The organism is Propionibacterium ruminifibrarum (genome assembly GCF_900289195.1).
GTDB lineage: Bacteria > Actinomycetota > Actinomycetes > Propionibacteriales > Propionibacteriaceae > Propionibacterium > Propionibacterium ruminifibrarum.
On the sequence record NZ_OMOH01000002.1, the window covers coordinates 149,406 to 172,432 of the forward strand.

General features: G+C 69.9%; 17 protein-coding genes and 2 tRNA genes. 7 read left to right on the forward strand and 12 right to left on the reverse strand.

Annotated features, from left to right (window positions below):
- Positions 1-8 precede the first annotated feature (8 nt).
- The 5 genes from PROPJV5_RS02705 to PROPJV5_RS02725 all read right to left on the reverse strand — a co-directional run bounded on the left by PROPJV5_RS02705 (position 9) and on the right by PROPJV5_RS02725 (position 3,430).
- Positions 9-1,106, reverse strand: a complete 1,098-nt coding sequence (locus PROPJV5_RS02705; protein ID WP_119714797.1) for an AI-2E family transporter — start codon at positions 1,104-1,106, stop codon at positions 9-11.
- A gap of 171 nt (positions 1,107-1,277) precedes the next feature.
- A complete protein-coding gene (tig, locus tag PROPJV5_RS02710; RefSeq protein ID WP_119714798.1) occupies positions 1,278-2,711 on the reverse strand; it encodes a trigger factor in 1,434 nt (477 codons plus the stop codon).
- A 178-nt stretch (positions 2,712-2,889) separates the two neighbouring features.
- Positions 2,890-2,963, reverse strand: a tRNA-Gly gene (locus tag PROPJV5_RS02715).
- An 80-nt stretch (positions 2,964-3,043) separates the two neighbouring features.
- Positions 3,044-3,119, reverse strand: a tRNA-Pro gene (locus PROPJV5_RS02720).
- An 83-nt stretch (positions 3,120-3,202) separates the two neighbouring features.
- Positions 3,203-3,430 (reverse strand): hypothetical protein, encoded by a 228-nt coding sequence (locus PROPJV5_RS02725; RefSeq protein ID WP_119714799.1) that lies wholly within the window; start codon positions 3,428-3,430, stop codon positions 3,203-3,205.
- Between the two features lie 61 nt (positions 3,431-3,491).
- Between PROPJV5_RS02725 and PROPJV5_RS02730 the strand changes: the two genes are divergently transcribed.
- Positions 3,492-4,883 carry a hypothetical protein gene (locus PROPJV5_RS02730; RefSeq protein WP_147385326.1) on the forward strand — a complete coding sequence of 464 codons (1,392 nt, stop codon included), beginning with the start codon at positions 3,492-3,494 and terminating at the stop codon, positions 4,881-4,883.
- A gap of 49 nt (positions 4,884-4,932) precedes the next feature.
- On the forward strand, positions 4,933-6,207 hold the full coding sequence (locus tag PROPJV5_RS02735; protein ID WP_119714801.1) for a GNAT family N-acetyltransferase: 1,275 nt from the start codon (positions 4,933-4,935) through the stop codon (positions 6,205-6,207).
- Between the two features lie 28 nt (positions 6,208-6,235).
- On the opposite strand, the gene ligA is transcribed toward PROPJV5_RS02735, so the two are convergent.
- From ligA to PROPJV5_RS02750, 3 genes are all read right to left on the reverse strand, one after another.
- Positions 6,236-8,413 carry an NAD-dependent DNA ligase LigA gene (gene ligA, locus PROPJV5_RS02740; protein WP_119714802.1) on the reverse strand — a complete coding sequence of 726 codons (2,178 nt, stop codon included), beginning with the start codon at positions 8,411-8,413 and terminating at the stop codon, positions 6,236-6,238.
- Between the two features lie 36 nt (positions 8,414-8,449).
- Positions 8,450-9,202 carry a nuclease-related domain-containing protein gene (locus tag PROPJV5_RS02745; protein ID WP_147385327.1) on the reverse strand — a complete coding sequence of 251 codons (753 nt, stop codon included), beginning with the start codon at positions 9,200-9,202 and terminating at the stop codon, positions 8,450-8,452.
- Positions 9,203-9,445: 243 nt separating this feature from the next.
- Positions 9,446-10,075 carry a mycothiol-dependent nitroreductase Rv2466c family protein gene (locus tag PROPJV5_RS02750; protein WP_182858546.1) on the reverse strand — a complete coding sequence of 210 codons (630 nt, stop codon included), beginning with the start codon at positions 10,073-10,075 and terminating at the stop codon, positions 9,446-9,448.
- 142 nt (positions 10,076-10,217) lie between these two features.
- Between PROPJV5_RS02750 and pepN the strand changes: the two genes are divergently transcribed.
- Positions 10,218-12,836 (forward strand): aminopeptidase N, encoded by a 2,619-nt coding sequence (gene pepN, locus PROPJV5_RS02755; RefSeq protein WP_119714804.1) that lies wholly within the window; start codon positions 10,218-10,220, stop codon positions 12,834-12,836.
- Positions 12,837-12,869: 33 nt separating this feature from the next.
- On the opposite strand, the gene uxaC is transcribed toward pepN, so the two are convergent.
- Positions 12,870-14,297, reverse strand: a complete 1,428-nt coding sequence (gene uxaC, locus PROPJV5_RS02760) for a glucuronate isomerase (RefSeq protein WP_119714805.1) — start codon at positions 14,295-14,297, stop codon at positions 12,870-12,872.
- Positions 14,298-14,521: 224 nt separating this feature from the next.
- Here uxaC and PROPJV5_RS02765 point away from each other — a divergent pair, with 224 nt between their 5' ends.
- The gene (locus PROPJV5_RS02765) at positions 14,522-15,841 is read left to right on the forward strand and encodes a lactate racemase domain-containing protein (protein ID WP_119714806.1); all 1,320 of its coding nucleotides are present in this window, start codon (positions 14,522-14,524) and stop codon (positions 15,839-15,841) included.
- A gap of 25 nt (positions 15,842-15,866) precedes the next feature.
- Here the strand turns inward: PROPJV5_RS02765 and PROPJV5_RS02770 are convergent, their stop codons facing one another.
- The gene (locus PROPJV5_RS02770) at positions 15,867-16,907 is read right to left on the reverse strand and encodes a LacI family DNA-binding transcriptional regulator (RefSeq protein WP_239018368.1); all 1,041 of its coding nucleotides are present in this window, start codon (positions 16,905-16,907) and stop codon (positions 15,867-15,869) included.
- Positions 16,908-17,053: 146 nt separating this feature from the next.
- Here PROPJV5_RS02770 and gndA point away from each other — a divergent pair, with 146 nt between their 5' ends.
- Both gndA and PROPJV5_RS02780 read left to right on the forward strand, forming a co-directional pair.
- On the forward strand, positions 17,054-18,499 hold the full coding sequence (gndA, locus tag PROPJV5_RS02775; RefSeq protein WP_119714807.1) for an NADP-dependent phosphogluconate dehydrogenase: 1,446 nt from the start codon (positions 17,054-17,056) through the stop codon (positions 18,497-18,499).
- A gap of 166 nt (positions 18,500-18,665) precedes the next feature.
- Positions 18,666-19,469 carry a hydroxymethylpyrimidine/phosphomethylpyrimidine kinase gene (locus PROPJV5_RS02780; protein WP_119714808.1) on the forward strand — a complete coding sequence of 268 codons (804 nt, stop codon included), beginning with the start codon at positions 18,666-18,668 and terminating at the stop codon, positions 19,467-19,469.
- 93 nt (positions 19,470-19,562) lie between these two features.
- Here PROPJV5_RS02780 and PROPJV5_RS02785 read toward each other — a convergent pair whose 3' ends face one another.
- Together PROPJV5_RS02785 and PROPJV5_RS02790 are read right to left on the reverse strand one after the other, a co-directional pair.
- Positions 19,563-20,435: an acyl-CoA thioesterase gene (locus tag PROPJV5_RS02785; protein ID WP_119714809.1), complete on the reverse strand. Its 873-nt coding sequence runs from the start codon at positions 20,433-20,435 to the stop codon at positions 19,563-19,565.
- A gap of 4 nt (positions 20,436-20,439) precedes the next feature.
- On the reverse strand, positions 20,440-22,320 hold the full coding sequence (locus tag PROPJV5_RS02790) for an AMP-dependent synthetase/ligase (protein WP_119714989.1): 1,881 nt from the start codon (positions 22,318-22,320) through the stop codon (positions 20,440-20,442).
- 190 nt (positions 22,321-22,510) lie between these two features.
- On the opposite strand from PROPJV5_RS02790, the gene PROPJV5_RS02795 reads away from it, so the two are divergent.
- On the forward strand, positions 22,511-22,990 hold the full coding sequence (locus tag PROPJV5_RS02795; protein WP_119714810.1) for a MarR family winged helix-turn-helix transcriptional regulator: 480 nt from the start codon (positions 22,511-22,513) through the stop codon (positions 22,988-22,990).
- The last annotated feature ends 37 nt before the right edge of the window (positions 22,991-23,027 follow it).

The following is a 23,027-nucleotide window of genomic DNA, read 5'->3' on the forward strand; positions in this document are numbered from 1 at the left end:
ACCGCCGGTCAGTCGCGCTGCTGAGCGGCCCCGTCCGCATCGTGCGGATCCGAGGCGATGAGGGCATTGACCCAGGCGGCACGCGGATCGGTGTCGATGATGAGCGCCTTGATGAGCAGGGTCATCGGCAGGGCCAGCAGGGTGCCCAGGGCGCCGAGCACACCGCCCCACACGAGCAGGGAGACGAACGAGACGGTGGGGGTCACACCGACCGCGTCGCCGGTGAAGCGCGGCTGGATGATCGTCTGGACGACGAAGTTGAGCACGCTGTAGACGATGATGACGACCAGGGCCTGTTTCCAGCCCAGGGAGACGAGGGCGACCAGGGTCGGGGGGATCAGGCCGACGACGAACCCGATGTTCGGGATGTAGTTGGTCAGGAAACTCAGCAGGCCCCAGATGATGACGCCGGGCACGCCCATGACCCGCAGGGCGACGACGTCGAGCACGGCGACGATGAGCCCGAAGACGGTGGTGACGATCCAGTAGGAGCGAACACCCTGGCTGAAGGAGCGGAAGCCCGCGACGATCCGCGGGTGGGTGGAGGCAGCGATCGACAGCCGCCGGGCGAACCCGGCGGTGTCCATGGCCATGAAGACCAGGGTGCAGATCAGAACCGACAGGCCCCCGATGAAACCGGTCGACGCGGTGAGCAGTGAGGTGGCCGCGCTGACCAGGGAGTTTGGGTCGATCCTGCCCAGCACACTGGTCAGGGAGGAGGAGTCCAGGCCGAGCCTTGAGGCGAAGGAGATCACCTGGTCGTACAGGGACGAGAACTGGCCGGCGTAGTGCGGGAGCATCCGGATCATCTCGTTGAGGGCCCAGACCAGCCCGGCGACCATCGCCAGGAGCAGGACGAAGACCATCAGGGCGACGACGACCGCGGACAGCGCCGACGGGCAGCCCTTGCGTACGAGCCAGGTGTGGAGCGGGTAGGCCGTCACCATGAGGTTCAACGCCAGGAAGATCGGGCCGAAGGTGCCCGAGTAGGTCTTCAGCATCGTCAGGGCCACCAGGACCAGGACGATGCCCAACCCGATCTGCAGGAACCTCGGCAGTCCGCTCGCCGTGGCCGGGCCCGCGACGGCACCGCCCGCGTCACTCATGTGCTGATCCTTCCCTTGGCCTGACGAGCGCTCAGCCTAGCAAGACCGGCTCCTGGCCAGCAGGTGATCGTGCGCCGCGTCGCGGCGTTGCCCGCACGTGACGTGCCGGCCGCGCCATCTCGGTGCGGCCGGCACGTCATCACGCGTCAGTGTCCGGGTGACAGGCCCCGGTCAGGCCTCGCCGTCGGCCCCCTGTTCGGTCTGCTCAGCCTCAGCCTCGTCCTCCCGGGACTGCTCGGCGTCGGCCTCGCCCGCGGTCTCCGGGGCGAGGGAGCCGTCGTTCTGCAGGCGTGAGATCTCAACCGTGTCACCGTTGGTGTCGGTGATGACGGCCTCGTCGACGATCATGCCGAGGGCCTTGCCGCGGCGGACCTCGGCCATCCACTCCGGCATGTGGTTGTGCTCGGTCATGTGCTGGATCTCCTGCTCAGGAGATGTGCCGTTCTGCTGGGCCTTCTGGAAGAGCAGCTGGGTGAACTCCTCCTGGGAGACGCCGATCTGCCTGTCCTCGGCGAGCTTGTCGAGAACGATCTGCGCGCGCAGCCCCTGCTCGGCCCGCTCGTCGATCTGCTTCCAGAACTCCTCGGCGGTCTCGGCGTCCTCGTCCTCGGCGTCCGCGAGGTACTGCTCGACGGTCAGACCGGCGGCATTGAGCTGGGCCTCGATCTGCTCGTGGTAGGCCTTGATGTCGTTGTCGAGGACGGCCTGCGGCAGCTCGAAGCCGAGCTGGTCGGTGACGGCCTCGAGAACCCTGTCACGAGCCGTGTTTGCCTGGTCGAGCCGGCCGATGCGCAGGAGGTTCTCGCGAACGTCGGCGATCATCTCGTCGACGGTGTCGAACTCGGAGACGAGCTGGGCGAAGTCGTCGTCGAGCTCGGGCAGCTCCTGCTCGTTGACCTTGGTGACGGTCACCGTGATGTCGGCCTCCTCGTCACGGTGGGGGCCGCCGACGAGCTTGGACGTGAAGGCCTTGCTCTCGCCCGCGGCGAGACCGATGAGGGCCTCGTCGAGGCCCTCGACCATGCCCCCGGCGCCGATGCGGTACTGCATGCCGCTGGTCTCGGCGTCCTCGATGGCCTCACCGTTCTGGGTGGCGGACAGGTCGATGAGGACGACGTCCCCGTCGGCTGCGGCGCGGTCGACGACGGTGAGGGTGCCGAAACGCTGACGCAGCAGTTCGACGCGCTCGTCGACGTCGGCGTCGGTGACCTCGACGGGGTCGACCTCGACGCTGATCTGGGAGAAGTCGGGCATGTCGAACTCGGGGCGGACATCGACCTCGGCGGTGATCTCGGCGACATCGCCGTCCTCGAGCCGGGTCAACTCGATCTCCGGGTTGCCCAGCGGAGCGATCTTGTGCTCTGTCACCGCGTCGGAGTAGGCGTCGGGGATGGCGTTGTTCACGGCCTCCTGAAGCACGGTACCGCGGCCGAATCGCTGGTCGATCAGGCGCGGCGGCACCTTGCCGCGGCGGAAACCGGGCAGGTTGATCTGCTGGGCGATCTGCTTGTAGGCCTCGTCGATCCTCGGCTGCAGGTCGGTGAAGGGCAGTTCGATGGTGAGCTTCACCCGGGTCGGATTCAACTGCTCGACGGTGCTCGGCACTAGGGACTCCTGTCCGTGGAACTATGTGCGCGTCTTGACGCAACAAACATGCTGGGAGTGCGCGGGAACGCACACAACGCCAGCCAATCTTAGCCAGTTGCGTGGGTGAGCACCAAGAAACGGCTGCGCCGCCGACGTGGGATCCGATGTGATCACCGCCGACCGGGCTGCGGCGCGTTGGAGCGAACGACGGGAATCGAACCCGCGTAGCCAGTTTGGAAGACTGGGGCTCTACCATTGAGCTACGTTCGCGCGGCCCGAGGGCCATGATCAATGGTAGCCGACCCCGTGGATCCTTTCATCCCGCTCCAGGCGTCGCGGGGCGCGTCCAGTGGTCGGGGTGACCGGACTCGAACCGGCGACTTCCTGCTCCCAAAGCAGGCGCGCTACCAACTGCGCCACACCCCGCATGCCCTCGCCGGGCACGCAGAGAAGGGTATCGCACTCAGGGCCTCAGCCCCTCCGCGATGCCGATCGCCCCGGGTGAGCCGTCACCGCCCCGACCCGCGACGCCCCGTGGCCCGGGCCAGCAGGGCGGGCAGCTCGCCGGCAGCCCGAGTGCGGATGGTCTCGCCGGGGCGGCTGATCTCGCGGGCGCGCAGGGCCCGGTCGTGGTTCACCATGACGGTGATGCCGTCCCGGCCCAGGCCCCTGCGGCGGCCCCCTCCGGGACGGTCGCCCCGGTGGGAATCGTGCCCGGTACGACGGATCTCTGCCATGGCAGCACCCTACCGGCCGCGCTGCCCGCAGGCACCGGCTGCGGCGCCTAGGGTTGAGGGGGTGAGCGCGAGGATGGCCGGCGCACTGGGCTGGGAGCACCTGCACGTGGAGTGCACCCCGCATGGGGTGCGTGTCACGGATCGTGAGCAGGACAGGTTCGTCGGGTCGGCGACCGTCTCCATGGGTCCGTCGTGGCATCTCGAGTGCCTCGAGGTCGAGGCCGACGAGGCGACCTGGCGGTGGGCATCGCCCCTGGGACGGGCACGGCTCCGCCTGACGGCGGACCGGACCATCAGCGCACGGCTGCAGATCACCTCCGACCGGCCCGTCCGCCTCACCGAGACCCCGGTCGTCACCTGGCGCGGCGCCTTCTCGTGCCCGGCCTGGCCCGGCGGCAGCAGCGCTCTGGTCCTGCTGGACGAACGTCCCGCCGACGGGCTGGTGGTGGCGGCCGGCCAGACCCGCGGCCACACCCGCGATGACGGCCTGGGGCTGGCAGTGGCCCCCGACGGCCTGGAGCTGACCGCCAAGGGCACCTGGGTCAGCGCCTGGACGATCGACCTGTACCCGCACCGCGCGGCCGCCCTCGCGAGCCTGCCCGCCTGGCTGCCCCACCGGCTCGAGGTCCCGGCCGGGGAGCAGGTGTCGATTCCCCTGCCCGATGCCGCGGTGAGCGGGCCGGGGCAGGTCCTGACCGATGAGCGAGGCAGCCTCGTCGAGGCCGAACCGGGGATTCACCGTTTCACGGTCGCAGGGCCCGGGGTGGACGCCCAGCTGCAGCTGGCCTGGGCCGAATCCCTCACCGACCTGGCGGCCCGGCGGGCGCGCACCATCGCCGGCATGGACCCGCGCGGGGCGGACCCGGCACAGGCCTCGGTCGTCGCCTGGGCCGGAACCAGTCACGCGCTCCCCCACGACCAGGCCGCACGGTTCGTCACCGTCTGGTCCGACGAGCTGCTCGACCGCCCGGGCCGAACCGCCGACCCGCTGGGCATCGCCCCGCTGCTCGCATCGGCCGGTGACGATCCGGCGCGTCTCTCCGCCGCCGCCGACCAGCTGGGTGCGCTCCGGGCGTCCCCCGGCGCTCTGCTGGCCTGGCTGGCCGCCGCACCCGCGCTGAGCGGCGCCGGGCTCGAACCGCCGGCCCCACCGGTGGACCGGGACGACCCCCTCTGCCGGGTGCTCTCGGCCACCGCCCGGCACGCACCGCGGATCCCCGACGAGGTGTGGGGTCTGCTCCCCCGCCTGCACAGCGGCCTGCCCTGGCCGATGCCCGCCGAGCGGTGGGCCGACGCCGCCATGTGCTGCGCGGCCCTGGACCTGGCGCCCGCCGGCTGGGACATCAGCACGCGCATGCCCTGGTCGCTGCCCGACCTGGTTGCGGCAACCCGCGCATGGCTCTGCGCGGCGGGACCCGACGACCGGACCCTGGCCTGGCTCCTGTGGGGCTGAACCGGCGCGGAGTCCCTCGCCGCCGCGGCGGGCCCGATAGCCTGTCCCGGTGATCGAGCACACGATCGAGACCGTACCGGCCCGCGGCGAACTCACCGGCATGGCCCGGCGTTGGGAGTACGCCATGAACTGGTGCTTCGGCAACCCGCCGGCCGACGAGGAGGGGGTGCAGCGCTGGTGGCGGGCCGCCTGCGCAGACGGTGTCCGGCTGCGCGGCGCCTGGCCCGTCGAACCCGAGCCGGGCATGACGCAGCGCACCCCGTACGCCACCTTCGCGAGCCTGGATGGAACGATCAACACCGGCCACGGACATCTGGAGCCGGCCGACTTCATCACCGACGTGACGGTGCGCACGAGCGCGCGCCGCAATGGCCTCCTCACCGAACTCATGCGCACCGACCTGGGTGAGGCGGCCGGCCGAGGACTGTGTCTCGCGGCGCTCACCGCCAGCGAGGCGACCATCTACCGCAGGTTCGGTTTCGGACCGGCCACCGAGACGATCAGCGCCACCTTGTACACGGGCGCGGGCTTCGGCCTCCGTCAGACCCCGCGGACCGGCCTCATGCGCGAGATCGATCTCGACGCGGCCCCTGCCGTCATGGACGAGGTCTTCGCGGCCTTCCACGCCGTCTCACGGGGCTCTCACGCGCGCTCGGCGTGGCACAACGACCACGCGACCGGCATCTGGTCGGCGCTGACGAACAGCCGAACCGAGAACGTGCGTGCCGCGGCGCACTGGGACGAGCACGGCGCCGCCGACGGCGTCGTCACGTTCAGCTACCGCCCGGCCCCGGCGGACGGCCACGGCCTCCTCGTCGAGGTGATCGAGATGATCGCCGCGCATGGCCGGGCCGAGCTGGCCCTGTGGCACTACCTGGCGTCGATCGACCTGGTGGGCTCCGTGAGCGTCCCGCACCTGAACCCGGGCTCTCCCCTGCCCTGGGCGCTGGCCGACCCGCGTCATCTGCGCCAGACCGGCCGCGAGGACCTCACCTGGTTGCGGGTCCTCGACGTTCCCGGGGCCCTCCGGGCGCGGGGCTGGGACGGTACCGGCCGCCTGACCATGGAGGTGAGCGATCGGCTGGGCCTGAGCGGGGGCGTCTTCGCGCTGGACGTCCGGCCAGGCGGCGCGGAGGTGTCCGGCGCCACCGGCCCGGCGGACGTGCGCATGGACGTCTCGACGCTGGGGAGCCTCTACTTCGGGGTGGGCGACCCGGTGGCCATGGCCGCGGCCGGTCTCGTCGACGGACCGGCATGGGCGCTCACGACGCTGCGCGAGATGTTCGCCACCGCCGAGCCCGCCTACGGCATCACCTACTTCTGACCGGCCGGCTCTCACGCTGCCGCAGGTCTCAGGACAGGCCCTGCGGCCCCTTCTCGAGCAGGACACGGAAACCCGCCTCGTCGAGCACCGGGCGGCCGAGTTCGACGGCCTTGTCGGCCTTCGAGCCGGCGCCCGCGCCGACCACGACGAAGTCCGTCTTCCTGCTCACCGAGCCGGCGGCCTTGCCACCGCGCGAGACGATCGCCTCCTTGGCGCTGTCGCGGGTGAAGTCCTCGAGCGTGCCGGTGACGACGATGGTCAACCCGGTGAGGGTCTGGTCGAGGGCCGGCCCGGTGGTGGTCTCGTCGGCCATGCGCACCCCGGCGGCGGCCCAGGCGTCGATGATCTGCCGGTGCCAGTCGACCTCGAACCACGCCTGCAACGAGGCGGCGATGACCGCGCCGACGCCGTCGGTGTCGGCGAGCTCCTCGGCACTCGCGGCGCGGATCGCCTCGAGCGAGCCGAACCGGGCGGCCAGGGCCCGGGCCGCGGTGGGGCCGACGTGCCGGATGGACAGTGCCACGAGCACCCGCCACAGCGGCTGGCTCCTGGCCTTGTCGAGGTTGGTGAGGAGCTTGGTGCCGACGGCGGACAGCACCCGTCCGTCGACGACGCCGGGGGCGGGCACCTGTTTCTCCCCGGCGATCTCCTTCTTCGTGGCCGCGCGGGTGTAGAACTCGACCCTGACCAGGTCGTCCGCGGTCAGGTCGAACAGGCGGGCCTCGTTGTCGAGCACTCCGGCACGCAGCAGCGCCGCGGCGCCCTCCTCCCCGAGCGCCTCGATGTCGAAGGCCGAGCGGGAGGCCGCCGCGAAGAGCCGCTCGCGCAGCTGGGCCGGGCAGTGCTGCTGGTTGGGGCAGCGGATGTCCTTGTCGGATTCCTGCTCGGGGCGCAGCTCGGCACCGCACTCGGGACAGTGTGTCGGCATGACGAACTCGGTCTCGGCGCCGGTGCGCATCTCGACGACCGGCCCAACGATCTCGGGGATGACGTCACCGGCCTTGCGCAGGATCACCATGTCGCCGACGAGCACGCCCTTGCGTCTGACCTCGGAGGCGTTGTGCAGGGTCGCCATCGACACCGTCGACCCGGCCACCCGCACCGGGTCCATGACGCCGAAGGGGGTGACCCGGCCGGTGCGCCCGACGTTGACCTCGATGGCGCGCAGCCTCGTGTTGACCTCCTCGGGGGGGTACTTGTAGGCGATCGCCCAGCGTGGTGCACGGCTGGTGGCGCCGAGCACGTCCTGACTGGCCAGGTCATCGACCTTGACGACGACGCCATCGATCTCGTGCAGCAGGTCGTGGCGGCGCTCGCCGAAACGGGCGATGAAGTCGAGCACCGCCTCGGCCCCCTCGAGGCATTCGTAGTAGGGGCTGACCGGCAGACCCCAGGCCCTGAACACCTCATAGACCTCGCTGAGGCGGGTGGCGTCGAGGCCGGCGTGGACGCCGATGCCGTGGCAGACCATGGAGAGGGGCCGGCGGGCCGTCACCGAGGGATCCTTCTGGCGCAGCGATCCGGCCGCGGCATTGCGCGGGTTGGCGAAGACCTGCTTGCCGGCCCGCTCCAGTTCCGCATTGAACGCGTTGAAGTCCTCGACGGGGAAGAAGACCTCGCCGCGCGCTTCGACGAGGGCGGGGACCGGGAGGGCCTCGGTGGCGGTCAGCCGCTGGGGGATGGCCCCGATGGTGCGGGCGTTCGACGTGATGTCCTCGCCGACGTAGCTGTCGCCCCGGGTCGCGGCGGTCGTCAGCGAACCGTCGGCGTACTGGAGGTCGACGGCCAGCCCGTCGATCTTCACCTCGCACAACCAGGTGGGTTCGTGGCCGAGGGCCGCGGTGGTGCGGGACATCCACTCGCCCAGCTCGTCCAGGCTGAAGACGTCATCGAGACTGAGCATCTGCTGCGGGTGCTCGACGGGGGCGAAATCGCTGATCGCCTGGCCGGCGCCGACGCGCTGGGTGGGGCTGTCGGGGGTGCGCAGCTCCGGGAAGTCGTTCTCGAGGCGCTCCAGTTCGACCATCATCGCGTCATAGGCGGCGTCGGTGAGCACCGGGGCGTCATGACCGTAGTAGGCCTGCTGGGCGTCCTCGACGAGACCGACGAGTTCGGCGTGGCGACGTTTGTGCTCGGGACCGGCCTGCGCGGGTTCGGGGACGGCGCCCTCGGCCGGAACGATATCGGGAACTGCGTCAGTGCTCATGGCACCCAATCATGCCCAATGGGTACGACGTGGGGGTCAGGCGGCAGCCCTGTCGCCCCAGCCCGTGGCCTCGCTCGCGATGCTGTAGCTGATGATGACCTTGTGCTCGGACAGCTCCTCGGGCCTGTCGAGAAGCCACTCGGCGAGCCCGTCACGTTCGATGACGGCGACGTCATCGGGGGCCTGCTGGACCACCAGCCGGCGGTCCTTGACCGGCACGATGACGCCGGTGACGCCCAGGTCGAAACCCGAGTCGCGGTTCATCAGGTCCATCGCACGCGAGGCGTTCTGCCTGCTCGTCGAGATGTAGGGGCGGTCCTTGCCGTTGACCCGGAAGATGTCGCCCTCGACGAAGAGCCTGGCGCCCGGGTGGTTCTTGGCGTTGAGGAGGAAGACCCCGCCCGGTCCGACGACCATGTGCTGGGGGACGACGATGCCGTTCTCGGTACGGGCCATCTGCATGAAACCCCAGCGTGGGTCCAGTGCGGCGAGGCGGACGAGTTCGGAGGCGAGCAGCTGATCGGCGTCCACCTCGAGGCGCTGGGCGCGTGAGCCGCTGCCGAAGCCGAGGAGACGGTCGAAGAAGGCCCGGAGCCCGCGGGTGTTGCGGCGGGCCTCGTAGTCGCCGTCCCCCGCCCGCAGCTGCGCCAGGAAGGCGTCCCATTCCTCCCGGGTCTCGGGGTTGGGCATGGCCCGGCGCGCCGTGTAGCTGCTGGTGGCCTCGATGAACGATTGGTCAAGAGGCTCGAGAACCCGCCGGGCCGGCGCATAGGTCAATGTGGCGCTCACTCAAGTCACCTTGTCAGTTCTGTTCGGTTTTCGATTCGGTGCGGCGGGGGTGGTACCAGCGGGCCTCGCATGCGCTCGTCCGCCCGGCTTGTCTCGATGACATCACAACTTCTTCACTGCGCAACGCAGACTCGCCCGGCGTGCGCGCAATGCGCGACGATTGAGAGCGCTTTCACGGCTGACCCACAGCCGCGTCACGGTTTCGGGCCCCGCCGGGGCATCGCCGGGATCCGTTCGGGGGTGTCACTCGAAGACTGGGCCGATGGTGCGGGTGCGTTTGAGCTCGAAGAAACCGTCGTAGGCGGTCATGAGCGAGACCCCGTCGAAGAGGCGGCCGGCCTCCTCGCCCCTTGGCGCTGGGCTGATGACCGGGCCGAACATGGCCTTGCCGTTGATGTGGATGACCGGTGTGCCGACGTCGGTGCCGACCGGGTCCATGCCGGCGTGGTGGCTGGCGCGCAGGGCCTCGTCCCAGATGTCGGTGGTGGCCTTCTCCGCGATCGAGGTGTCCAGGTCGAGGGCCGCGAGCGCGTCGCGGACGACACGGATGTCCCCCTTGGTCTCGCCCCTGGGATGGTAGCGGGTGCCGAGTTCGGTGTAGAAGGCCCGCAGCGCGTCCTGGCCGTACGCCTGCTCGACGCCGATGGCCGCGCGCACGCCGATCCAGCCGCGATCCATCTCGGCCTGGTAGTCCGGATCGAGGTCACGTCCCTCGTTGAGGACGGACAGGCTCATCACGTGGAACTCCGTGTGCACGGGCCGCACCCTCTCGACCTCGAGCATCCAGCGGCTCGCCATCCACGCCCACGGGCACAGGGGGTCGAACCAGAAGCCGACGGTCTGCGGCCGGGCGGGTGTCGCGGTGTCAGTCATGGCCTCCACTGAACCCGCTCGCAGGCCCCCGCACAAGTGCCCGCGCCGGGCCGGCCGGCGCATCGCGGTGGCCACGGGGCGGCGCACCGCGTTAGCCTCGGAGTCGAGCCGATGTTCTCTTCGACACTTGGGAGACCGCCTGATGAACCCAGCAAACATCACCAGGGACGAGGCCCGTGGCCGGGCCGAGGCGTTGTCCACGACGTCCTACGAGGTCACCCTCGACCTCACCGGCCATGGCGTCGCCGCGTCCCGTCTCGCCGAACCCGACGAGACCTTCCTGTCGACGAGCACCGTGACGTTCACGAGCGCCGAGACGCGTACCTGGATCGACCTCATCGCCGATGAGATCGTGACGGCGACCCTGGACGGCAGCCCCCTCGACCCGGCGGACTTCGCCGATTCGCGCCTGCCCCTGGAGCTGTCCGCCGGCGAACACGAGCTGACCGTCACGGCGATCTGCCGGTACTCGCACACCGGGGAGGGCCTGCACCGGTTCGTCGACCCGGCCGACGGCAACGTGTACCTGTACACGCAGTTCGAGACGGCCGACGCCCGTCGCGTGTACGCCTGCTTCGAGCAGCCGGACCTGAAGGCCACCTTCCAGCTCACCGTACGGACCCCCGCCGGGTGGACGGTGCGCTCGAACGCCCCGACGCCCGGGCCCATCGGCCCGGACCCGGCCGGCGCCGAGATCTGGGACTTCGCGCCCACCCCGCGCATCTCCACGTACATCACCGCGCTCATCGCCGGCCAGTACCACGTCGACCACGGCACCGTCGAGTCTGCCAAGGGCACCCTGGACGCCGACATCGTCTGCCGCGCATCGATGCAGCCGTACCTTGATGCCGAGCGCATCCGCGAGACGACCCAGCGCGGGTTCGAGGTCTACGAGGAGGACTTCGGGCGCCCCTACCCCTTCGACAAGTACGACCAGTTGTTCGTCCCCGAATACAACGCCGGGGCCATGGAGAACGCCGGCGCCGTCACGATCCGCGACGAGTACCTGTTCCGCTCGAAGGTGACCAGCGCCTCGTACCAGACCCGCGACAACACGATCCTGCACGAACTGGCGCACATGTGGTTCGGCGATCTGGTGACGATGCGCTGGTGGGACGACCTGTGGCTCAACGAGAGTTTCGCCGAGTGGAGCGCCTACCACTGCCAGTCGCGGATCGTGGCCCGGTACGGCGGCACCGATCCGTGGGTGAGCTTCGCCAACGCCCGCAAGGCCTGGGCCTACACCGCCGACCAGTTGCCCACGACCCATCCGATCGCCGCCGACATGGTCGATCTGGAGGCCGTCGAGCAGAACTTCGACGGCATCACCTACGCCAAGGGCGCCTCGGTACTCAAACAGCTCGTCGCCTACGTCGGGCAGGACGCCTTCCTGGCCGGGGTGCGTCAGTACCTGGACGACCACGCCTTCGCGAACGCCCAGTTCTCGGACCTGCTGGAAGCGCTGGGCCGGGCCGGCGGCAAGGACCTGAGCGAGTTCTCCGAGCAGTGGCTGTCCACCAGCGGCGTGAACACGCTGTCGAGCGAGGTCGCCACGGATGACAGCGGCGTCATCACCGACTTCTCGGTCACCCAGAGCGCCCCGGACGCCCACCCGACGCTGCGCACCCACCACATCGCCATCGGCCTGTACGACGCCCGGGACGATGAGCTGGTGGCCACCGAGTCGCTCGAAGTGGACGTGCACGGCCCCGCCACGCCGATCGCCGCGCTCACCGGGCGCCGCCGCCCGGCCCTGGTGCTGCTCAACGACCGCGACCTGGGTTACGCCAAGGTGCGGCTGGACGACGATTCGCTCGCGACGGCCGTCAACGACGTCGCGCGGATCACCGATCCGCTGGCCCGCGCGATGGTGTGGAACACCGCCTGGGACATGACCCGTGACGCGCAGCTGACCGCGGCCGACTACATCACGATGGCCACCCGGGGCGCCGGCGCCGAGACCGACATGACGGCCGTCACCACCCAGCTGGCGCGTGCGCTGACCGCGGCGACCGCCTACACCGCGCCCGCCCAGCGCGAGGACAACGGAGCCGCCCTGGTGGCGGGCATCGCCGCCGTGCTGAAGGACACGGTCCCCGGCAGCGAGCACCAGCTGGCCTTCGCCGACGCCCTCGTGGCCTCCGTGCGCAGCCCCGAGGGCGCCAGCCTCATCGCGGGCTGGCTCACCAACGAGGAGGTCCCGCTGGGGCTGAGCATCGATCAGGACCGCCGCTGGGCGATCCTGACGAGCTTGGCCCGCATGGGGGCCGTCGACGACGCGCGCATCGAGACCGAGACCCTCACCGACAAGACGATCTCGGGCGCGGAGCGTGCGGCGGGCGCCCGCTCGGCGCTGGCCGACGCCGACGCCAAGGCCACGGCCTGGGAGCTCGCCACGCAGCGGCTCAGCCTCCCGAACGCCACCCATCTGCACGTCTGCCGCCAGTTCATGCAGTACGGCCAGGAGGACCTGCTCGCCCCCTACGCCGAGAAGTACCTGCAGGTCGCCGAGCGGATCAGCGCCAAGTCGGGCCCGTGGGCCACCCAGGGGCACGCCGTCTCGAACGCGGTGCTCACCTGGCTGTGGCCGGCCCCGCTGGCAGACCGCGAGTTCATCGCCCGCCTCGACCAGTGGATGGCCTCGACGCAGTTGTCCGACCCGGTGCGGCACACGATCTCGGAGCGCCGCGACGCGGCCCTGCGCGCGCTGGCCGCCCAGGAGTTCGGGGCCGACGTCGCCGGGCAGGCGACCGGCGACTGAGACGAGCCCGGGACGGCTGCGGGGGCCTGCGGGTCACCGGCCCAGTTTGAAGATCCTCGTCGGGTTGTCCACCACGAGTGCCCTCGCCTGGTCGAGGGCCTCGTCCTCGTCCAGACGATGGGCGGTGACCAGTCCTGCCAGATGCGCCGCGTCCAGGCGACGGCTCATGTCGTGGCGGGCGGGGATCGAGCAGAAGGCGCGGGTGTCGTCGACCATCCCGCTGATCCGGCTGAAGCCGGCCATCTCGGTGACGTCCTGCTTGAACCGCATGATCGACTCGGGTGCGTCGACGAACCACCACGGCACGCCGATGTAGACGCTGCGGTACCAGGCGGCCAGCGGCGCGAGCTCGCGGCTGTACACGTCCTCGTCGAGGGTGAACAGGACGAGGTTGAGATTCGGGTCGTTGCCGTAGGCGTTCAGCAGCTGCTGCAGGCCACGGGTCGCCTCGAGCTTGGCGGGGATGTCGCCGCCCACGTCGGCGCCGTAGCGGGCGAAGGCTCCGGCGTCGTGGTTGCGGACGACGGCCGGGTGCACGGTCATGGTCAGGCCGTCCTCGCAGGCCAGGCGGGCCTGGTCGGTGAACAGATGACGGCGCAGGGCCAGGGCCTCGTCGGCGGTGGCCCGGCCCCGGCGGGCCCGGTCGTAGAGTCTGGCGGCCTCGTCGTGGTCGAGGATCAGGGTGACCAGGTCGGCATGGGAGTGATCGGAGCTGACGGCGCCGTGGGCCTTGAAGTACCGGCGGCGCTCGGCCATGGCCTGCGTGTAGCCGTCGAGCGTGCCGACGTCGACGCCCGCAGCGGCCCCGAGGGCATCGACGAGCTCGTTCCAGTCGGGGCGCGCCGGCTCCAGGTAGCGGTCGGGGCGGAAGGTCGGCACGACGCGGTGCCGGGCGCTGAACTCGCCGTCGGCGGCCAGCTCGGCGTGCAGCCCGAGGTCGTCACAGGGGTCGTCGGTGGTGGCGAGGAACTCGATCCGGAAGGCGTCCATGAGCTGGCGGGGGCGGAAGTCGGGCTCGTCGATCCTGGCGGCGATGGTGTCGTAGATCGTGTCGGCGGTGGCGGCGCTCGGACGCACGTCGACACCGAAGATGCCGACCAGCTGGTCGACCAGCCAGTAACGCATCGCGGTGCCGTTGAAGTCGGCCCAGTGCTCGCACAGCAGGCGGAAGGCCCTCCGGTTGTCCGCCTCGGTCATCTCGTCGCCCCGGCCGACGCCGAGCTCGGACAGCTCGACGCCGTTCGCGTGCAGGACGCGGTTGATGTAGTGGTCGGGCGTGAGCAGGAGCTTGGTCGGGTTCCCGAAGTGCTCGTTGCGGGCGATCCAGCGCGGCGGTACGTGCCCGTGGGGGGAGATGATCGGCAGCTCTCGGGTGGTGGCGTAGATCCGGCGCGCGACCTCGCGCGTTCCGGGATCGGCCGGGAACAGGCGGTCGTCATGGAGGGTCAACGGTGAAGCCATGGCGCTATGGTGCCGCCGGCGCATCACCGCCGCCTCGTGTTGCCCAGGATTGCGCCGAAGTGTTGCCATCGGTTGCGCGATGGGCCGCCGGATCCGGCTGAAACTCGTCCCCGCCCGCCTCACGGACTCGCGCGGAACCCCCGCCTGGGCTAGCGTGAGGGCGGGTTCCGTGGGGAACCGGGCGGGGCGGTCTCGTTGCCCCGCGACGCGGGAGGGATGACGCGATGGAGTGTCAGACGATTGGCGGAGCCGGTTGCACGGTCGGTACCGAGGCGCTCGACTCCTTCTTGTCCGAACAGCTGGCCGGGCTCGACGTGGACGGCAGGTCCGTGGCGCTGGTCATCCCGGACGACACGCGCTCGTGCCCGCTCCCCCGGCTGCTGCGCATCGTCCACCGCAACCTGGTCGGCCGCGCCCGTGAGCTGGTCTGCGTCATCGCCCTGGGAACCCACGAGTACATGAGCCGGGCCAAGATCGCCGAGTGGACGACCGGTGAGCCCGGCGCCGACCCGGCCGAGGTCTATCCGGGCATGGAGATCATCAACCACGAGTGGAAGGACCCCGGCATGCTCGTCGGGGTCGGGCGCATCAGCGGCGAGCGCATGGCCGAGCTGAGCGACGGCCGGCTCCGCGAGGGTTCGGACGTCCTCATCAACCGCCGTGTCGTCGAGGCCGACGTGAAGCTCGTCATCGGCCCGGTCCTGCCGCACGAGGTCGTCGGCATGTCGGGCGGCAACAAGTACTTCATCCCGGGCGTGGCCCAGGAGGAGTTCATCTCCCGCACCCACTGGGTCGGCGCGCTGATCACCAGCTCGCACATCATCGGCACCCCGACGGTCACGCCGGTGCGCGCCATGATCAACGAGGGCGCCGCCATGATCCCCGGCGAGCGCTACTGCATCGCCTTCGTCGTCCGCTCGCACACGACCGAACTGGAATCGGTCTCGATCGGCTCCCCCGAGGACGCCTGGTACGCCCAGGCGAGGATCGGTGCGCAGACCCATGTCGAGTACGTCGACGAGCCGATGCGGACGGTGCTGAGCGTCATACCGGACCGCTACCACGACATCTGGACCGCCGCGAAGGGCTTCTACAAGCTGGAGCCCGCGGTCGCCGCCGGCGGGGAGGTCATCATCTACGCCCCCCACATCACCGAGGTGAGCCAGGTGCACGACGAGATCTACGAGATCGGCTACCACTGCCGCGACTACTTCGTGAAGCAGTGGGACCGTTTCCGGCAGCTGCCGTGGGGCGTGCTGGCGCACTCGACTCATCTGCGCGGCCTGGGGTCCTACGACCCGCTCACCGGCGTGGAGGCCGACCGGGTGCACGTCACGCTGGCCACCGGCATCCCCCGGGAGGTCTGCGAGGCGGTCAACCTCGGCTACCGCGACCCCGCGGCGATCGACCCCGACGAGTGGGCCGGGCGGCCCGGTGTCACCGTGATCCCCGACGCCGGCGAGGTGCTCTACCGGCTGCGTTCGGGCGGGATCGACGGCGCCGACGGCCCCTTCACCGTCACCGGCGTCCAACCGGCCGGCTGACGGGCCGGACGCAGGCCGGTGGCGTTCAGGCCCCGGTGCGGGCCGGGCCGGTGGAGGAGCGTTCGATGAGGCGCATCGGCATGACCAGCGGCTCCATGAAGTCGGCCGGTTCGTCGTGGTGCTCGACGAGCGAGATGACGCTGCGGGCCGCCTTCTCGCCCACCAGGCCCAGGGGCGAGGCGATCGAGGTGAGGCGCGGGGTGACCAGGTCGGAGGCGAAGATGTTGTCGAAGCCGATGACGCTGAGCCGGTCGGGGATCCGCACGCCGGCGGCCGCCATGCCGCGCAGGACGCCGATGGCGATCAGGTCGTTGTAGGCGACGACCGCGGTGACCTTGTGCTCGTGGATCTGGGGCAGGGCCTGCTCCCCGCCCCGAACGGTCGGCATGACGGGCCCGAGTCGGCTGTCGACCATGCCCAGGGCGGAGGAGGCCTCGTGGAAGGCCCGCCAGCGGGCGCCGTCGGCCCAGGACGCCGGGGGTCCGGCGATGTAGGCGACGCGGCGGTGCCCCAGCCCCGCCAGGTGCTCCAGGGCCCTGCGCACACCGCGTTCGTAGTCGCTGACCACGCAGGGCAGGCCTGCGACGACGCGGTTGAGGACGACGGTGGGCACCTTCTTGGCGAAGCCGCGCAGCGCCGTGTCGGACAGCCGCGAACTCGCGATGATGACGCCGTCGAGGACGGGCAGGGCGCGTTCGAAGATCTCGCGTTCGTGGGAGCCCGACTCCTGGGCGTCGAAGAGCATCACGGAGTAGCCGTGCTTGGTGCAGACCTGCTCGGCGCCGCGCAGCAGCGAGAAGAAGAAGGGGTTGGTGACGTCGGACACGGCCAGGCCGATCATGTGCGTGTGCGCGGGTACGGCCTGCTGCTGGACGCGGTCGGTGCGGTAGCCGAGCTCGGCGGCGACCTTGCGGATGTGCTCGGCGGTGCGGTTCGAGACGCGACCGGGCCGACTGAACGTGCGGGAGACGGTGGAGGGGCTGACGCCGGCCGCCTTCGCGACGTCATAGATGGTCGTCTGCTTGGGCAGCCCGAAGGATCCCTCGTCTCTTGGCGTGTCGCTCACGGCAGCACCTTATCGTCATTCGTCGCCTCCGGCACGCGGGCAAGACAGTGGCAACCCGGGCGCGGCGGACGCGTGCGATGGCAGGATGAGCGCGGGTATGCGCTGCCCCCGGGGCGGCGGCTCTCGCAACCACGAGGAGATCTTCAATGACGGAACAGCCCGCCAAGGCGAACATCGGTGTCGTCGGCATGGCCGTGATGGGGTCGAACCTGGCCCGCAACCTCGCCCATCACGGGTACACGGTCGCCGTGTACAACCGCAGCTACAGCAAGACCCAGGCCCTCATCGAGGACCACGGGTCGGAGGGCCACTTCATCCCGGCGAAGACCGCCGAGGAGTTCGTGCAGTCGATCCAGACCCCGCGCTCGATCATCCTGATGGTCAAGGCGGGCGGCCCGACCGACGCCACCATCGAGACCCTGCTGCCCCTGCTGTCCCCCGGTGACATCATCATGGACGGCGGCAACGCCTACTTCCGCGACACCATCCGCCGCGAGCAGGAGATCTCGGCGAAGGGCTTCCACTTCGTCGGCGCCGGCATCTCCGGCGGCGAGTACGGCGCCCTGACGGGCCCGGCCATCATGCCCGGCGGCACCCCGGAGTCCTATCGGATCATCGGGCCGATGCTCGAGGACATCTCGGCCCACTACGAGGGCGAGCCGTGCTGCGCCTGGATGGGGCCGAACGGGGCGGGCCACTTCGTCAAGATGATCCACAACGGCATCGAGTACTCCGACATGCAGGTCATCGGCGAGGCCTACCAGCTGCTGCGCGGCGCCGGCCTGACGAACGACGAGTGCGCCGACGTCTTCGCCCAGTGGAACACCGGCGACCTGTCCAGCTACCTCATCGAGATCACCGCCGAGGTGCTGCGCGCCAAGGACCCGCGCACCGGCAAGGACCTGGTCGAGATCATCAAGGACCGCGCCCAAATGAAGGGCACCGGCACCTGGACCGTCCAGACCGCCCTCGAGCTCGGTGTCCCCGCCAACGGCATCGCCGAGGCGGTGTTCGCCCGCGCCGAGTCCAGCCACGACGAGTTGCGCGCCGCGGGCCGGGCCGCGCTCCAGGGCCCCGACGGCACCGTCCACGTGGACGACCGCGAGGCCTTCGTCGAGGACGTCCGCAAGGCGCTGTGGTGCTCCAAGGTCGTCTCCTACTCGCAGGGCTTCGACGAGATCCGCACCGGCGGCCGCGAGTTCGGCTGGGACATCGACGTGGCCCAGGCCGCGAGCATCTGGCGCGACGGCTGCATCATCCGCGCCGCGCTGCTCGAACGGATCCGCAAGGAGTACACGGCCGACCCCGGCCTGGTCTCGCTCATGTGCTCCACCTCGGTCGCCCCCGAGATGGCCGCCAACCAGGACGCCTGGCGCCGCGTCGTGGCCCTGGCCGCCGCCTCCGGCGTGCCCGCCCCGGTGTTCAGCGCCACCCTCGCCTACTACGACATGGCCCGCGCCCCGCGGGTGAGCGCGGCCCTCACCCAGGCCCAGCGCGACTTCTTCGGCTCGCACACCTACGAGCGCGTCGACGAGCCCGGCCACTACCACATCGAGTGGACCGCGGACCGCTCCGAGACGAAGATCGACTGATCCGCGTCCCGGGACACACCGGGCAGGGATGCTGAATCCAGCAGGATCTGGCCGTTTCCGGGCTTTTCAGGCCTGAAACGGCCAGATCCTGTTCGGAAAAGCATGCCCTCGGCGTCTGTCGCGGACCTCACCGAGCCACTGGCCCGATGTGGACGACAATGGGACCATGACCAAGATCGCTCTCGCCATCGCAGGCTCCGAGGCGTCCGGCGGGGCCGGCGCCCAGACCGACCTCAAGACCTTCGCCCAGCTGGGCGTCTTCGGCGCCACGAGCCTGACGTGCATCGTCTCGTTCGACCCGGGCAACGACTGGGCCCATCGCTTCGTGCCCATCGACCCGCAGGTCATCCACGACCAGATCGAGGCCGCCGTCGCCGTTCACGGCCGCATCGACGCCGTGAAGATCGGCATGCTCGGCACGCCGACCACCATCGACGTCGTGGCGCAGGCCCTCGAGCAGTACGACTTCGAGCAGATCGTCCTCGACCCCGTCCTCATCTGCAAGGGCCAGGAGCCGGGTGCCGCGCTCGACACCGACAACGCCCTGCGCGCCAAGATCCTGCCCCACGCCACGGTGGTCACCCCGAACCTCTTCGAGACCCAGGTGCTCTCCGGCATGGACGAGATCACGACCGTCGAGCAGCTCAAGGAGGGCGCCCGCCGCATCCACGACCAGGGCGTTCCCTTCGTACTGGCGAAGGCCGGCACCCTGTTCGACACCGGCACGGCACTCGACGTCTTCTACGACGGCACCACGATGGAGGTGCTCGAGGTGCCGGCCATCGGCAGCGAGCGGGTCTCCGGCGCCGGCTGCACCCTGGCGGCCGCCGTCACAGCCGAGATCGCCAAGGGCGCCGCCCCGCTCGAGGCGGCCCGCACCGCCAAGCAGGTCGTCGTCTCGGCGATCGAGCACCGCATGCACGGCAACGCCCCCTTCGACTGCGTCTACCAGGGCTGCTACGGCCGCTGACCCGGCAACGAGTTCGTCCTGCGGTTCTCGTGAAATGACGCACGAGAACCGCAGGACGAACAGGGTTCGGAGCGGGACGCGCCCTGATCTTACTCAGTCGGTGACGAGACGGGCGCGCATGGCAGCCACGGTGCTGTCGGACAGCGGTGACGGACGGCCGTCGTCGCCGGTGTGGACGAGCACGGTGCGCGAGCGGGTGAGCACCGGGGCGTCCGGGGCCTGCTGGTCGCAGATCTCGCAGCCGAGCGTCACCGACGTGGTCCCCACGTGCAGCGGGGCCGTGTAGCCGATGTACGGCTCGGGGCGCCACTGCATCTGCTCGACGTAGTCGATCTCCTGGCGGGCCACCACCCAGTTGCCCGCCGAGGCGCCCCGGCCCATGCCGGCACGGGCCATCGACGGGTCGATCGCGGTGGTCGCCTCGATGCGGGCCTGCTGGATCCAGTCGATGGTGCGCACATTGTTGACGTGGCCGTACCGGTCCTGATCGCTCCAGCGCGCGAAGAGCCTGGTCGGCTCGCCGCGCCCGCGCAGCCGGGCCTTGGGCAGCGGGCGCCAGCGCGCCTCGCCCTCGATGGCGATGTCGGTGAGGGCCCTGCGCTCGTCGGCGGTGAGCGGGCGCAACCGCTGGGCCTCGAAGTCGAAGGGGCACATCGCGGTGCGGACCCGGCCACGCAACTGCCCCTCGTGCCAGATGCGATAGCCCATGATGAAGCGGGCCGCTCGCACCTCGACGGTGCCGAACTCCACGGTGAGCGGCTCATCGGAGTAGAGCATCGACCTGAGGTACTCGACCTGCTGGCTGACCATGACGCAGCCGTCGACGAGCAGCTGGGGGGCCCTCGAGTCCATCATGAAACGGGCCCGGGCCTCCTGGGTGAAGTCGATCGTCATCACGTTGTTGATGTGGCCCTGCGGGTCGAGGTCGGACCAGCGCAACGGAATGTCGACGGTGAAGAAGGCCATGGTTTCAGGCCCCGTGGCTGTCAGTGGTGAGGTCGGAGCGGGAGTCCTGCTCGTACAGGGCGTCGATCGTGTCGGCGTAGCGCTCCAGCACGACGTTGCGCTTGACCTTGAGACTGGGTGTCAGCTCGCCGCTGTCCTGGCTGAACTCGTGGTCGAGGATCTCGTAGCGCTTGATGGTCTCCCAACGCTCCAACCGGGCGTTGGCCCGGCGCACGAAGCGGTCGATCGAGGCCCGGATCTCGGGCAGCTGGGACAACGTGGCGTAGTCATCGCCGCCGTGGCCGTGATTCTTGCCCCATCTGAGCAGGTCGGCGCGGTCCATGGTGAGCAGCGCAACGGCGTACGGCCGCCCCTCGGCGCTCACGACGGCCTGGTTGATGTACGGCACATTGGCCAGCAGCGTCGACTCGACCTTCTGCGGGGCGACGTACTTGCCGTTCGAGGTCTTCATGAGGTCCTTCTTGCGGTCGGTGATCCGCAGGTAGCCGTCCTCGTCGAACTGGCCGATGTCGCCGGTGTGGAACCAGCCGTCGGTGAAGGCCTTGGCGGTCTCCTCGGGCATGTTGTGGTAGCCGGTGGCGATCGTCGGGCCGCGCAGCAGCAGTTCGCCGTCCTCGGCCAGCTTGTGCTCGATGCCGAGGGTGACCGGGCCGACGGAGCCGAACCTGGGCTTGTTGGGGACGTTCACGGCCGCGATGGCAGCGGTCTCGGTGGCGCCGTAGCCCTCGATGACGGTGATGCCCGCCGAGTAGAACCACTCCTGCACCTGAGCCGACAGCTTGGCAGAACCCGAGATCATGAAGCGGATCCGGCCGCCGAGAGTCTGCTTGAGCCTGCCGAACACCAGCCGGTCGGCGAGCGCGTAGCGGGTGCGGACCGGCCAGGGCAGCTTCTGACCGGACAGACGGTAGCTCCGCGACTCTCGTCCGACGGCGAAGGCCCAGCGCGCGACACGGCCCTTGAGGCCCTTGGACGGGTTCATCGTCATGACGGTGGCGCGGATCTTCTCGTAGATGCGCGGAACACCCACCTGGATGGTCGGGCCGGTCTCGCCCATGCCCTCGACGATCCGGTCGATGCGCCCGTCGACCACCATGCGGAAGCCGATGGCGAGCTGGGCGGCGACGAGGTCACGGCCGAAGACGTGCGACAGCGGCAGCCACAGGTACAGCGAGTCGTTCTCGTCGACGACACCGTCCCACATGAGGCGCATGGAATGCCCCTCGTAGGTCCAGCAGCGGTGCGGCAGCTCGACGCCCTTGGGACGGCCCGTGGTGCCGGACGTGTAGATGAGGGTCGACAGCGTCTCCGGACCCATCAGGGCCAGACGCTCGTCGAGCACGCCCGGGTTGGCGGCCAGGTGCCCCCGGCCCAGTTCGTGCAGCTGCTCCCAGGTGACGAGACGGTCGTCGACGTACCCGGCGGGACGGTCGTCGTCCATGAGGACGATGTGACGGATCTGCTCGTCGAGTTCGGACAACCCGATGACCTTCTGCGCCTGGATCCAGTTCTCGGCCACGACCATGACCGACTCGGAGTCGCGCAGGATGAACAGCTCGTCATCGGGCTTGGTGTTGGGGTAGACGGTCGTCGTGGCGCCCCCGGCGCAGGCGACGGCCAGGTCGGCGAGAATCCACTCGATGCGGGTCATCGCCGCGATGGCCACGCGTTCCTCACCGCCCAATCCGAGCGCGACGAAGCCGGCGGCGAGTTCGTCGACCTCGCGTTCGGCCTGGTTCCAGGTGATGTCGACCCACTGCTCGGGTTCGGTGTAGAGGGGCACCTGGTAGGCCACGGCGTCGGGGGCGACGGCTGCGCGGGCCCTGAACATCGCCGGGTAGCTGGGCTCGCACTCGGCGAGGATCCGTTCGCGAACGTCCGCCATGAGGCCGCCTTCCATCGAGGTGAGTCCTGGGGTTCGATCCCTGCTCTCCAGACTATCGACTCCGCCGCTCGTCCTCGGAAGAATCCACGAGGACGAGCCACGGCACGTACAGACAAACTCCTCGGTGACATGTTGCAGAAAACAGCTTCATGTTTTAACCAAACCTGTGAGCTCTCATAGGATGTTAATCATGGAAGATGTCTCCTACCCCCGCTGGCTTGACGATGAGCAGCAGGTGATCTGGCGCAGCTGCCTGGCGGGCAGCGCCTACATCCTCGCCCAGCTGGGTGTCGCCCTGCGTCAGTTCGATCTCGACATCAACGAGTACGAGATCCTCGTGAGACTCTCCGAGTCGGAGCCCCATGCGCTGCGCATGTCGACGCTCGCCGAGAACACCTACCAGTCCCGGTCGCGGCTCACCCACACCGTCTCCAGGATGGAGAAACGCGGCCTGGTCACCCGCAGGCGCGCCCCCGAGGACCGCCGCGGCATCATCGCCGAGCTCACCGAGGCCGGCATGGCGCTGCTGCAGGCGGCAGCACCCGTCCACGTCGAGTCGGTCCGGCAGGTGTTCATCGACCGGGTGGACCCCGAGGACCTGAAGGCGGTCGGACGAGTCATGGCGGCCGTCCTGAGAGACCTGCCCACTGACTCCTACGCGCACTGCTGAGGGGGCCGCGCCATCGATGGCGCGAGAACCCTCGGAC